At 66.4% G+C, this 12,277-nt stretch carries 15 protein-coding genes; 4 read left to right on the plus strand and 11 right to left on the minus strand.

Annotation, left to right across the window (positions count from 1 at the left end; all coding sequences use genetic code 11):
- Positions 1-144 precede the first annotated feature (144 nt).
- The 7 genes from ACTICP_RS14250 to ACTICP_RS14280 form a co-directional block, all read right to left on the minus strand.
- Positions 145-978: a class I SAM-dependent methyltransferase gene (locus tag ACTICP_RS14250; protein WP_441893478.1), complete on the minus strand. Its 834-nt coding sequence runs from the start codon at positions 976-978 to the stop codon at positions 145-147.
- A 403-nt stretch (positions 979-1,381) separates the two neighbouring features.
- Complete coding sequence (locus ACTICP_RS14255) at positions 1,382-1,636, minus strand: toxin (protein WP_363514529.1); 255 nt, start codon at positions 1,634-1,636, stop codon at positions 1,382-1,384.
- Positions 1,629-1,898, minus strand: coding sequence for a ribbon-helix-helix protein, CopG family (locus ACTICP_RS14260; RefSeq protein ID WP_441893482.1), 270 nt, complete (start codon positions 1,896-1,898; stop codon positions 1,629-1,631). Before ACTICP_RS14260 ends, ACTICP_RS14255 begins: the two co-directional genes overlap by 8 nt.
- Positions 1,899-2,052: 154 nt before the next feature.
- Positions 2,053-2,925, minus strand: coding sequence for a LysR family transcriptional regulator (locus tag ACTICP_RS14265; protein ID WP_441893484.1), 873 nt, complete (start codon positions 2,923-2,925; stop codon positions 2,053-2,055).
- Positions 2,926-2,964: 39 nt separating this feature from the next.
- Positions 2,965-3,531: a TetR family transcriptional regulator gene (locus ACTICP_RS14270; RefSeq protein WP_441893486.1), complete on the minus strand. Its 567-nt coding sequence runs from the start codon at positions 3,529-3,531 to the stop codon at positions 2,965-2,967.
- Complete coding sequence (locus ACTICP_RS14275) at positions 3,528-4,412, minus strand: alpha/beta fold hydrolase (RefSeq protein WP_441893488.1); 885 nt, start codon at positions 4,410-4,412, stop codon at positions 3,528-3,530. Before ACTICP_RS14275 ends, ACTICP_RS14270 begins: the two co-directional genes overlap by 4 nt.
- 40 nt (positions 4,413-4,452) lie before the next feature.
- Complete coding sequence (locus ACTICP_RS14280; protein WP_441893490.1) at positions 4,453-5,895, minus strand: CCA tRNA nucleotidyltransferase; 1,443 nt, start codon at positions 5,893-5,895, stop codon at positions 4,453-4,455.
- A gap of 205 nt (positions 5,896-6,100) precedes the next feature.
- On the opposite strand from ACTICP_RS14280, the gene ACTICP_RS14285 reads away from it, so the two are divergent.
- Entirely contained in the window at positions 6,101-7,309 is a 1,209-nt protein-coding gene (locus tag ACTICP_RS14285; protein ID WP_441893492.1) for an FAD-dependent oxidoreductase, read from the plus strand.
- Between the two features lie 17 nt (positions 7,310-7,326).
- On the opposite strand, the gene ACTICP_RS14290 is transcribed toward ACTICP_RS14285, so the two are convergent.
- Positions 7,327-7,887 carry a small multidrug efflux protein gene (locus tag ACTICP_RS14290; RefSeq protein ID WP_441893494.1) on the minus strand — a complete coding sequence of 187 codons (561 nt, stop codon included), beginning with the start codon at positions 7,885-7,887 and terminating at the stop codon, positions 7,327-7,329.
- A gap of 66 nt (positions 7,888-7,953) precedes the next feature.
- Positions 7,954-8,649, minus strand: a complete 696-nt coding sequence (locus tag ACTICP_RS14295; RefSeq protein ID WP_441893496.1) for a GOLPH3/VPS74 family protein — start codon at positions 8,647-8,649, stop codon at positions 7,954-7,956.
- Positions 8,650-8,717: 68 nt separating this feature from the next.
- On the opposite strand from ACTICP_RS14295, the gene ACTICP_RS14300 reads away from it, so the two are divergent.
- Positions 8,718-9,314 (plus strand): TetR/AcrR family transcriptional regulator, encoded by a 597-nt coding sequence (locus ACTICP_RS14300; RefSeq protein WP_441893498.1) that lies wholly within the window; start codon positions 8,718-8,720, stop codon positions 9,312-9,314.
- A gap of 9 nt (positions 9,315-9,323) precedes the next feature.
- Here the strand turns inward: ACTICP_RS14300 and ACTICP_RS14305 are convergent, their stop codons facing one another.
- Together ACTICP_RS14305 and ACTICP_RS14310 are read right to left on the minus strand one after the other, a co-directional pair.
- The gene (locus ACTICP_RS14305; RefSeq protein ID WP_441893500.1) at positions 9,324-9,608 is read right to left on the minus strand and encodes a hypothetical protein; all 285 of its coding nucleotides are present in this window, start codon (positions 9,606-9,608) and stop codon (positions 9,324-9,326) included.
- A 4-nt stretch (positions 9,609-9,612) separates the two neighbouring features.
- The gene (locus ACTICP_RS14310) at positions 9,613-10,437 is read right to left on the minus strand and encodes an LLM class flavin-dependent oxidoreductase (RefSeq protein WP_441893502.1); all 825 of its coding nucleotides are present in this window, start codon (positions 10,435-10,437) and stop codon (positions 9,613-9,615) included.
- Between ACTICP_RS14310 and ACTICP_RS14315 the strand changes: the two genes are divergently transcribed.
- Positions 10,437-12,041 carry a recombinase family protein gene (locus ACTICP_RS14315; RefSeq protein WP_441893504.1) on the plus strand — a complete coding sequence of 535 codons (1,605 nt, stop codon included), beginning with the start codon at positions 10,437-10,439 and terminating at the stop codon, positions 12,039-12,041. The genes ACTICP_RS14310 and ACTICP_RS14315 overlap by 1 nt on opposite strands.
- Positions 12,041-12,253 (plus strand): hypothetical protein, encoded by a 213-nt coding sequence (locus tag ACTICP_RS14320; protein WP_441893506.1) that lies wholly within the window; start codon positions 12,041-12,043, stop codon positions 12,251-12,253. The genes ACTICP_RS14315 and ACTICP_RS14320 overlap by 1 nt, the downstream gene beginning before the upstream one ends.
- Positions 12,254-12,277: the final 24 nt, after the last annotated feature.

Genomic DNA, 12,277 nt, shown 5'->3' on the forward strand with positions numbered 1-12,277 from the left:
TCGTAACCCATGGGTTATGCGACAGTGAGGTTACGAGACACCCTCTCCCGCAGGGATGCATCGCACACGGCACGCCGCCATCGGCCTTGACCGCCTGCTCTCCGGTGCCCAACGATCCGGCAGCGTCGCCTTCGGAGCGACGCCTTATTCACGAGTGGCGTAAATTCGGAATCGACGTTGAGTCACAACTATTGGCGCTGAGGCCTCGAGATCTATGAGGCGTTGAGCGTGTGCTTCGATCGAGAACCCGGGTGCGTCCCACGGGACGAGCCCGATGTAAGTGACCAGGGCTGCGGTGTCGGCGAACCGCATTTGTCCCTCCCACTGGTCAACTTGGTCGATCCGCATTCCAGCATTCCGGAGGCGTTGGACATAAACGTCTGCTGTGACGTCTGGATAAGAGAAATCGCTCCCGAACCACTTGTGAATCTCGGGGGCGTCAAAGCCGTCAACTTGTTGAGTTAGTAGCCGGCCGCCGGGGGCGAGGACTCGTGCCACTTCGGAGGCGTCGTAACTCTCGTGGCGGGCCATCACCAGCCCGAGGCTCCGCTCAGGGATCGGCAGAAACTCGCCCGCATCCGTGTCGTACTGCAGAACAGGAATGGACCAGGACGCAAGGCGCTCTCGCGCAATCGGAACGTTCGGTGCCCATCCCTCCGTCGCCCAGATCCGAGGTAGGGGTTCTCGCGCTCCACGGATCGAGCGCACGAGGGATGAAAGGCGCTCACCACCACCGGTTCCGAGATCGAGAATGCCCTTGCGAGTCGCGCGCATCGCTTCAACGCAGTCGTTCTCGAAGTCCCACCATGGTTCGTCGACAGTCCACCGTTCATCCAGTCGCGAGAAGTCCCAACCAACCATCTCTGCCTCAGCATGAGCGACGTAAAGGCTAGCGAGGAGATCTTTTTCAGCGGCTGACTGATTCTGACCACTCGTTGACGAACTGTGCGGGTTCTGGGCACCTCGGTCCATCGTCATGAGTCCAAGTATGGTCCCTGCAACTCGGCGGGATCGAGGACATCCCTCGATGCAATGGGCCGCAATTGTCGACTAGGAACCCAGGTGGGGGAGAGACACAACGTCGCTACTGGTGGTGGGGCTCAGAGGAGCGGGATCGACCCCTGCACTGGCCGCCTGACCCCAGGACCAGCGTTTGCCATGAGTAGGCATCGCCCCAAACCCCTAGCGATACGAGACGACTCATCGGTGCTGGGTGCTGGACCAAGTGCAGTGACAGCTGTCTCGCATCCCATGGGTTGTGAGACACCGAGGTTGCGAGACACCTGCCCGGCGGGCGGAACGCGCGACGAAAGAGACGTATCTCCTCAATCGCAGATGGCAATGGCGGAGGTTCGACGCGTGAGTACCGACCTAGCCTGGTCTACAGTTCATCGAGGAACTGAGCTCGCGCCTTCATGGCGTGGATGATCAACTCGTAACCGTCGTCGTAGATCAGGGCGACGAGCTCGATCAGACGACCTGCTGGGTCGGCGCCGACCATGAGCCACCTGCGTGGGTCATCTTCGTCGTCGAGCGGGCGCGAATGCAGAACGTGCGCGGTGGCGTAGAGCACAACTGAGTCGTCAAGCTGGTCACGCCGGTAGTGCTTGCGGGCCGATTTGTGTAGGTCAGGCAACGTGTGCCCACTCGCGCACCGCGGCGCGGATCGCATCAGAGCGCGTGGTGATGCCCTCAGCTTCAGCTCGCGCGGTCAGAGCCGCGATGGTCGACGCGTCGAGTCGCACGGGAATGACGGCGCCTGGGCCATCGCCTACGGGTGGCCGACCGCGTCGAGGCTTGGGGAGTTTCGACAGGTCATAACCGGCCTCGGCCTCGTCCGCCCATGCCTGAATCTGCTCGTCGGTCACAGGCTTACCGTGCAATAGATGCTCACTCATACCATTAGCGTATACGAAACTCACAAGATTGTGTATACGAAAACTTGAACGTGAACCGCCTCGGCATCAAACCCGAGGCGGTTAGTCGCCCTCCTCGGCGTCTCGCATCCCATGGATTACGCGACACCCGCGACAACCGTGCGCGTCATCGCGGTCATGCGGGCCGGATCGCCTGGATCGCATCATCGAGTGCGAGGACGCGATCATCCTCTGCAGCCGTCCGCCACACCAGGACCCACTGCGCCGGCGGTGCGTCATCGATGCGCCGATAGATGACACCCGGCAACGGCAGATACTCGGCGGTGTGCGCGTGCATCGGCGAGACGGCCTCTCCCGTGGTCAGGATCGGGATCATCTCCTCCGTCGAGTTCACCGTCGGACCGACGCGGATGGTTCGACCGCTCGGCGTTCGGGTGGGCACGAGCCCTTCGCGCCAGTATTCGGGGCGTGCGCCGCCCATCACCGTCACGTCGGCGAGGTCTTCGAGCGTCAGCGACTCGACATCGGCGAGCGCGTGCGAAGTCGCCATGGCGAGCACGATCGACTCCGTGCCCAGCAGCGGTCCGACCGTGAGATCCGGCTCCCGTACCGGCAGCCACAGGATCGCCGCGTCGATCGCACCGGAACGCAGGTCGCCGAACGGGTCGCTGAACGGGATCGTGCGGATGACCACCTCGAGCTGCGGCATCCGCGCGACGAGGCGCTCGAGTGCCGAGTCGAGTAGCTCTGTGCGCCAGGTCACGGTTCCCAGCGTGAGTACACCCGCAGAGCCCTGCGCCGAGCGCCGAGCACGCTCGAGCGCATCCTGGATCTCGACATACGTTCCGGCCAGCTCATCGCGCAAGCGCACGCCCAGCGGAGTGAGCGACACACGACGGCTCGTGCGCTCGAACAGCGTGCCTCCGACGTGCTGCTCGGCCTGTTTGACGATCTGACTCACGCGCGCGGGCGTGAGATGGAGCCGTCCGGCGGTGCGCCCGAAGTGCAGCTCGTCGGCGAGCGCCAGGAACACCTCGATGTCGCGCATCTCCATCATGTGAGCAGCTCAATCATGAGAACCACTTCATCACGAGAACCGCCCGAGCAGGTGGTCGACCAGGCTCACCGCCTGTGCACCGGTGATGCGGCGCAGGAGCAGATCAGTGCTGATGCCGCCGACGGCAGCGAGAATGACATCGATGTCGCTCGGCGTGCTCTGCGGCAGATGCTCCGCGAGCAGCCCTGCGAGGAGCGCGTACTGCTCACGGTAGGCCCTGGCCAGGTCACCGTTCCCCGCCGCGGCGTCCCCTGCGGCGAGCCCCTCGAAGGCGAGGGCGACGAACGCTTCGTCGCGGCGCTCGGTGTCGAACGGAAGGAACTCGAGAAGAACGGCACGGGCGACGGCCGGAGGGGGCGGCGGCGCATCCGTCCGAAGTGCCCGCAGCCGTTCCACCGTGCGTTCGCCGTGCCGCGCGAGCACGGCGAGCAGCAGTCCCTCTTTGTTTCGGAAGTGGTGCTGGATCGCGCCGGTCGTGGTCCCCGCCCGTTCGGCGACCGCCCGCAACGGCATGGCCGTATGCTGCCCGGCCGCGATCACCTCGGTCGCGGCGAGGATCAGGCGCTGCGGCACGTCCCCTGCGCCCTGACCGCTCATCCGTCGCTACGATCGTGACGGCCGGTGGATTGGCGCACGCGATCGATGATCCGTTCGGGCTCATCGACGAGCACGGCGTGCGTGGCATCGGCGAACACCTCCACCTCGGCCTGTGGGGCCTCGCGGCGCAGCACCGTCATGGCCGCCCGAGCCGAGGTGAAGCGGCTGCGCCCAGCCAGGATGACCGTGAGCGGTGTCGTGAGCGCCCGCCACTCATCGGGCGAGAGCCGCTTCGGCCGGGGCGTTCCGCGCTGCGTGAATTCGGTGCGAGCCGCGAGCATCACCTGCATCATCGTCGATTCCGGCAGTCGTCCGCCACGCACCCACGCCAGGTACGAGCGGTACTGCTGCTCACCACCGAGGAGCATCCGCAGCATCCGCCACCACGCCGCGATCGGCATGCCGGTGATCGCGCCGGGCGGGTCGATCGCGGTGACGCTCAGCAATCGCTCCGACTTCCGCGCGGCCTGGTTGAGCGCGACCCAACCGCCATACGAGTACCCCACCAGATGCGCGCACTCGATACCGAGGCCGGCAAGAGTCTCGTCGAGCCAGACCGCTGCATCGGCTCCGTCGGTCACCGGCCGCGACTGGATGCTGCGACCGGCATCCCACACCATGTCGATGGCGACGACCGGCCGATCCCGGCGCCACGCATCGGCGAACGGCGCCCAGGCCGCGATCGTGCTGCCGCCGCCCTGGACGAGCACGACCGGTGCTGCGTCCCCGCCGTCGCGCGTCGTGGAGACCATGGTCGCACCGAAACTCGTCTCCACCAGGCGATCGTCGCGTGCGGGCCAGGAGCCCATCGCCCGCTCGAAGGCGTTCAGAAAGCGCGAGCGGGATGCGTCGTCCGCAAACGTGCCCACGAGTTCGGTCATGGGCACAACATTACACTTGTTATGTTTATCCCGCGAGGGGTCACCCCCGCGCAGCCCACCAGTCGCGCAGACGCTGCTCGGCAGCATCCGGGCCGAGGACGCCCTCGTCCAGCCGCAGGTCGAGCAGGAACCTGTACGCCTCGCCCACCTCGCGCCCCGGGGTGATGCCGAGGATCTGCTGGATCTGGTTGCCGTCGAGTTCGGGGCGGATCGAGTCGATCTCCTCCTGCTCGCGGAGGTCGGCGATGCGCTTCTCAATATCGTCGTAAGCGCTCGCGAGGCGTGCGGCCTTGCGCCTGTTGCGGGTGGTGACATCCGCACGAGTGAGGATGTGCAACCGCTCCAGCACGTCGCCGGCGTCGCGCACGTAACGGCGCACCGCGGCATCCGTCCACGCCCCCTCGGCATAGCCGAAGAACCGCAGGTGCAGCTCGATGAGGGTGGCCACAGCATCCGTCGTCACGCCGTCGAAGCGCAGAGCCTGCAGGCGCTTGCGCGCCATGCGCGACCCGACCACGTCGTGATGGTGGAACGTGACCGCTCCGCCGGGCTCGAGCTTGCGCGTGCGCGGCTTGCCTATGTCGTGCAGCAGCGCAGCGATCCGCAGCGGAACATCGGGCGCGTCACCGGGATTGCGTGCGTGCTCCAGCTCGATCGCCTGCGTCAGCACCGTGAGCGAATGCTCGTAGACGTCTTTGTGGTGATGGTGCTCGTCGACCTCGAGGCGCAGCGCGCTGACCTCGGGCAGGAACTCCTCGATCAGGCCGGTGTCGACGAGGACGCGGATGCCACGGACCGGGTCGTCGGTCTGCATGAGGCGCACGAGCTCGCCCTGGATGCGCTCGGGGCTCACGATCTTCAGCGTCTCGCGCAGGCGCCCGATCGCCTCGCGGGTGCGCGCCTCGATCTCGAAGCCGAGCTGCGCACTGAACCGGGCCGCGCGCAGCATCCGCAGTGGATCGTCCCCGAAGCTGACGTTCGGGTCGGCGGGCGTGCGCAGGATGCCGGTCACGAGGTCTTCGACGCCGCCGGTCGGATCGACGAGCTTGATCTCGGGGACCTGCAGCGCCATCGCGTTGACGAGGAAGTCACGTCGAGCCAGGTCGCCTTCGATCGTGTCGCCGAACTCGACGGTGGGCTTGCGGGTGACGCCGTCGTAGCTGTCGGCGCGGTAGGTCGTGATCTCGACCTGCTCGCCCGCGCCGCCGGGGACGGGCATCCGAGCGCCGATCGTGCCGAACGCCCGGCCGATGTCCCACTGCGCGGTCGAGATCGGAGTGACGATCTTCAGGATCTCGTCGGGCGAGGCGTTCGTCGTGAAGTCGAGGTCGTTCACCGCTCGCCCGAGCAGCGCATCTCGGACGGGTCCGCCGACGACGGCGAGCTCGAACCCCGCATTCTGGAACGCGGCGGCGACCGCTGATACGACCGGTCCCTCGGCGAGCGCGCGCAGACGTTCGAGCCCCTCAGCCATATTCAGCATGGGTTCCAGCGTACCGGGGCGTTGGCGCCTGCCTCCGCCTGCCTCCTGCCGCCTGCCTCCTGACTCCGGGCACAACTTCGGGGCCCAGCCGCAACACGCCGCAGGATCCGCCTGCTCGCCGGCGTGTCTGGTCGCCGGTCCGAAGTTGTGCCCGGGGAGGAGCGGCTGGCGTCGGCGCCTGGGAGACTGGGGCGAGGGAGGAATCATGCTCACCACCACCCCGCTGCAGCAGCAGCTCGATACCCAGCGCGACGACCGTCTGCGGGTCGTCATCGCGGGTGCCGGTGTGGCCGGTCTCACGCTCGCGGCGATGCTGCGCACGCAGGGACTGCACCCGGTGCTCATCGAACGGATGCCGCAGATGGAGCACCCCGGCTACATGCTCGCGCTCATGCCGATCGTCGACGCCGCTCTCAGGGACATCGGAGCGCACGACGCCTACCTCGCCAGCAGCACGCCACTGGCTCGCTACGCTTTCCGCTCGCACCGGGGGAAGACGCTCCGCTCCGACGACCTCGGCGCACTGCTCGAGGTCCACGGCGACTATCAGGGCATCGACCGCGGTGCGCTCATCGACGTGCTGACCGCCGACGGCTGCCCGGTGTCCTTCGGCACCACTGTCACTGCCGTCGATGACGGGCGAGCGACGTTCAGCACCGGCGAGCAGGCATCCTTCGACCTGCTCGTCGCCGCGGACGGCATCCATTCGCGCACCCGCGATCTGCTCGACGTCGGCGACGTCGCCTCCCTCGAAACCGGATGGTCGGGCTGGGTGACCTGGTCGAACGTGCTCGGCGATGACCCGACCCTCGGCGAAGAGCTCTGGGGCGACGGCTTCTTCCTCGGCGTCTACCCCGTCAAGGATCGGCTCGGCGTCTTCCTCGGCGGGCCGTCGAGTGATCTGAGCATCGGGGCCGCGGCATTCGCGGCTCACGCCCGTCAGGCGGCGCCCGAGATCGGCCCGCGTCTTCAGGCCGCGCTGGATGCCGTCGCCGCCGACCCGGATCCCTACCTGTGGCCGCTCACGGACGTCCGCTCTGAGCGGTGGGTCAGCGGACGTGCGGTGCTGCTCGGCGACGCGGCATCCGGATTCCTGCCCACCGCCGGCATCGGGGCGGGCATGGCGATCGAGTCGGCCTGGATGCTGGGACGGATGCTCGCGCATGCCGACCGCGCGAACCTCGACGCACTGCTCGCTGAATGGGAGCGCGTGCAGAAGCCGCGCGTGGAGTCGGCGCAGTCGAACTCGCGGATGCTGGCGAAGCTGATGTTCCGTCGCGGCACGGCCGTGGCGTGGCTGCGTGAGACGGCCGCGCGCATGATGAGCGTGAAGTCGGTGATCGGGCCGATCATCAAGCTCGTCGCGGAACAGCCCGACCCGGATGCTGTCGCGCGCCGCGCGCTCGGACGGTGACCCCGGGGGAGTCACCCTCAGCCGGTCACGAGTGCCAGCACGCCGGTGGCGATCAGCGTGGTCATGGTGGTCCAGAGGAAGATCGCAACCCCCTGCCAGAGCAGGACCCACCCCTTCGACACACCGGTTGAGACCAGCACGGCAGACGTGAACTGCGTGGGAATGGCGAGCGGGCCCAGGATGCTGGCTCCTGGTACGCCGAAACGCACAAGGAAGCGCTTGAAGCGCTTCACGCCCTTCGACTCGGTCTTGACGTCGTCGACGTTCGATCCGACCGGACCCTCCGCCCCATCCGCCAAGGGATGCCCGACCGTGACGAGTTCAGTCCGCCGTGCGCGTCGCGCGACGATCCGTGCACGAATGCGAGCGCCGAAGACGACAACCACAAAGACGGACGCGAAGTTTCCGGCCATCGCGGAGGCCGCCGCGACAAACGGGTTCAGGCCCGCCCACACGCCGAGCACGGAGGCGAGCTCGGCTTCGAGGAACGGAATCGCCGCGGCCGCCGCGATGAGGAAGGGCTGCACGAAGAATGGCACCTGCAACATCAGGTCCTGTAGAAACTCGATGACGTTCATGTTCTCTCCTGAGGGGTCGTTGAGCACTCCGAACGCCACGGCGTCGGATCGCGGGGGGTGTGGGGGTCAGCGGTTCGCCACAACCGCACTGGTGATGAGGGAGTTCGCGACGACGGCGATCATCGTCCTGGTCACGGCGGCCGCGGCGGCACCCGCGGCCCAGTCGCCCTGTTCCAGGGACTTTGCTCGCGTCGCGGTGGCGCCGGACCATGGGATCTCTCGATGAAGGACGGGCAGCGTGCCGCTCGCCGACACGAGTGCCGTAAGTGCCGCGCTGCGTTCGGTCGGTTCTTCTCCTTCGACGAGCACGGCGCGCATGGCCGCTATGAGCTCGTCACGGCGTCCGGAGCCACCCTCGACGAGGGCTGTGGAGGGGAAGAACCCGAACACGCGCCGCTTCTCGCGTCGGAGATCGCCGCGCTCGATGAGACGTTCGATGACGGGCCCGCGCAACGTCGGACCACTCGCCGCGAGCACGCCCTGCACGCCGCGCGGCTTCTGGAGGACGTAATCCCACATCGGTCGAAGCAGCTCGTCTTCGGGCGGGTCACCTGCGGCGCTGATCAGGGTGCCGCGGATGCCGGCATCCCGAATCTCGGCGCCGCCCTGCCGGGCCAGGTCCGTCAGCACGCCGCCGGCGAGCACGTAGAAGAGGGTGTTCTCTCCGGCGATCGTGCCCGAATCGGGCTGGAACAGCACGAGGAGAAGGTCCTCGGTGATCAGCGTGCGTGTGCGCTGCGGGTGGATGCTGTCATCGGTCATGATTTGAGACTAGCACACTGTGCCGGTACGGTGTACTAACGGTCTAGAATCGATGAGGGAGGATCGTGATGAATACACGGGATCGCATCATCGCTGCGGCCACGGAGATGATGCAGGAAGGCGCTCCTCGACTGAGCGTGCGGGCAGTCGCGGCACGCGCTGGTGTCGGCGCGAGCACGCTGCGACACCATTTCCCGACGCAGCGAGATCTGATCAACGCGGCCCTCACAGCCACGTACGACGCAGCCATGCCCGACGAGCGCATCCGCGACACATCGATCCCGCCGCGCGAACGACTGGTGGAGTGCGTTCGGCGACTGCTTGATCCCTTCGGCAATCCCACCCAGGCGCGCGAAGTGTGGACCAACCTGCTCGGCATGTTCGCCGACGCCGAGTCCGACCCGAAGATCCGAGCCGGCTACGCGGTGCTCGTTGACCAGGCCGAACGCCGAGTCCGCGCCTGGCTCGCGATCCTCGAAGACGAGGGCGTGCTGCCTCCTGGCGACAACGCCCGGAGGACGGATCTCCTGCTCACCGTGGTCGACGGGCTTTCGATCACCCGCGCACTGCCGCCCGACGAGACGCGTCTCGAAGATGAAATCGCGACGCTCGGCTTCACCGTCGACGCCGTCTTCGATCTCTCGTTCGCTGTGCGGGCGGCCTGACACCGCCGATCAGTACCCCGTGAGCTCTCGCATCTCCCGCGCGTGACGCCGAGTCATCGAGAGCAGTGAACCGCTGAGCACGACCGCGCCGAGCACTCCGATCGCCACAAGGATCCAGATCCCCTGCTCCGGGTCGATGAGCTCGAGCAGGTACACAACGACCACTCCGGCCGCGAGCAGGATTCCTTCGGTGAGCGCGAATGCCACGAAGAACCGTGTCATCCGTTGCTGCTGCGCCTTCCGCAGCGCGGCGACACCCGAGTCGTTCGAACTGCCGTTCAGCGAGTAGCTCATCCGGTCAGGATAGCGGCGCGTCGCCCTGCACGGGCCCCTCCGTATTGGGCTTCCACCCGAGCGCCGGCGCGACGTGCTCGGCGAATGCCTGCAGCACGTGCAGGTTATAGTCGACGCCCAACTGGTTCGGGACGGTCAGCATGAGGGTGTCGGCAGCCATGACCGCTTCATCCTGCTTCAACTGAGAGATCAGCACATCGGGCTCGGCAGCATACGTCTTGCCGAAGGTGGAGCGCATTCCGTCAATGATGCCGATCTGGTCGCCGTTCTCGGCGCTGCGCAGACCGAAGTAGGCGCGGTCCATGTCGCTCACCAGCGGGAACACGCTCCGGCTGACCGACACTCGCGGCGTGCCAGTGTGGCCGGCGTCCTTGTATGCGGCACGGTATAGGTCGATCTGCTCGCGCTGCAGCTGGTGGAACTCGGCGCCGGTCGCCTCGGTCAGCAGGGTCGAGCTCATGAGGTTGAGCCCCTTGCGACCGGTCTCCTCAGCCGTCGCCCGTGAACCCGACCCCCACCAGATGTGATCGCGCAGGGTCTCGGAGCGCGGTTCGATCGCCAGGTACCGGCCCTCGCCGACCTGCTGCGGGTCGCCCTGCACGACCCCGGCGCCGTCGATCGCCTCGAGGAACAGCTCGAACTTGTCGCGTGCGAGGTCAGCACCGCGCGGGTCTTCGGAACCGACGTAGCCGAACGCCTCGTAGCCGCGCAGCGCGGTCTCGGGTGAACCGCGGCTCACGCCGAGCGCGATGCGGCCACGGGCGATGAGGTCAAGGGCTGCGGCCTCTTCGGCGAACTGCAAGGGGTTCCCATAGCTATGATTAGACAATGAGCAAACGAGCTGCCATCTACGCCCGGATCTCCCAGGAGGACGAACACGTTCCCAAGGTCGAGATTCAGACTGACCACTGTGTTGCGCTCGCCGGAGAGAATGGCGCGGAGGTCGTCAAGGCCACATGGAAGGTCGGGAGCGTCGAGCACAGTGGTCAGGCGTACGTGGACAACGGCATCCCTGCCACCGGTCGAAGCATCACGGACGGCACGAGGCACAAGCGGCCCGCGTTCGATGCTCTCGTGCAAGGTGCTGAGCGTGGAGAGTTCGACATGATCGTCGCCACCTCGGGAGACCGGCTCGCTCGCAACTATCCCGATGGAATGGCCTTGGTCGCTGCGTGCGTCGAGGGTGGAGTGGTCATCGTCACGGAGGACGAGGGACTAGTGGACCCGCGCACTCCAGGCGGCGAGGAGCGGGCGATGAACCTGTTCGTCGGCGGACGTCGAGAGATCCGATCCAGGACCGCGAAACAGAAACGCCGGTACGACGCAGAGACGGCGGAGGGCAGGCCGCTGTGGGGACGTAGAACGTTCGGATTCGCTGCCAAGCAAGAGGTGAACCGGCACGGTCGAGTCACTCGGCGTTGGGTGCTGCACGAGCCTCTGGAGGTTGAAGCGATCCAGTGGGCTGCGCACTATCTGCTGAACGATCCGGAGAGTTCGATCTACGGCATAGTTCGCGAATTCAACCGGCGAGAGCTGCGGCCTGTCACGGCTGACTACAAGCCCCGTCGAGATGGTCGGATGCCCAAGGCTGAGTGGTCGAACGCCAGCATCCGCACACTGCTGATGAATCCGCGCATTGCCGGTCTGGTCGCTCGCGATGGCGTCGTCCAGGAGGGTGTGAAGGCCGCATGGGAACCGATAATCCCCAAGACGGACTATGACGCCATCGTCTCCAAGCTGAGCGACAAGTCGAGGCGCACATCGCCGGGGCCTAAGACGAAATCACTCGGCGGCGGCATCGTCCGCTGCGGCTGCGGTGCCATCATGCGATCCACGACGTGCAACGGCAAACCGGGGCTGCGCTGCGACATCACACGGTCACAGGCTGCACCTGATCGGAGCGTGAAGCACCAGAGCATCCAGAGTGAGTTCGCGGACCCGCTCATCATCCGCGCTGTGGCATCCGCTTTCCTGTTCGGTCCCTCTGATGTGCTGCCCTCGGATGGCATGGATCTCGGGCCTGTCGAGATCGAGCTAGGCAAGCTGCGCGACGAGCGCGAACGGCTCAGCCGATGGGTTCACGAGGACCTGATGCCGGAGGGTGAGGCGGTGCCCAAGCTGCGAGCGATCCGGCTACGTGAAGGTGTGCTGCACCAGGAGATCGAGGACGCCAGGAGCAATAGCGCACACACGGCCATGATCGACCATGCGGCCCGCTCGGTGCTCTCGGGTCCTCGGGTATCCATCGAGGACGCCAGCGAGGCGCGTACGGCTCTGGAGGAGCGTTTCAAGGCCCTGCCTCTGGAGCTGCGGCGTGGACTCGTGCGAGACCTTCTCGATGTCCAGGTGCTCAGCGGGCGAGGAGCCGGACGGGTACGCATCCGGCACACCAAGGTGGTCCACTTGAACGACGACTACGAGGATGCAATCTGATGGTGATGGACGACGCTGCACGAGAGCGCATCGAGGCTGAGGCGCTCGCCGCATTCAGGGTCGATGTCAGCTACTCAATCGAGATGGCACGGGATGCTCGCATCGCTGCTGAGAGGGATGAGCGGATGCGAGCCAAGAGGGAGCGGGAACTAGAGCGCGGGCGCATCCGGCGAGAGGCTGCGCGAGCTGCACGCGCTGCTGCTCAGAGCTAACGGCTACTTGGCTGCTGCGATGTA

This window comes from Microbacterium sp. (assembly GCF_052102115.1).
GTDB lineage: Bacteria > Actinomycetota > Actinomycetes > Actinomycetales > Microbacteriaceae > Microbacterium.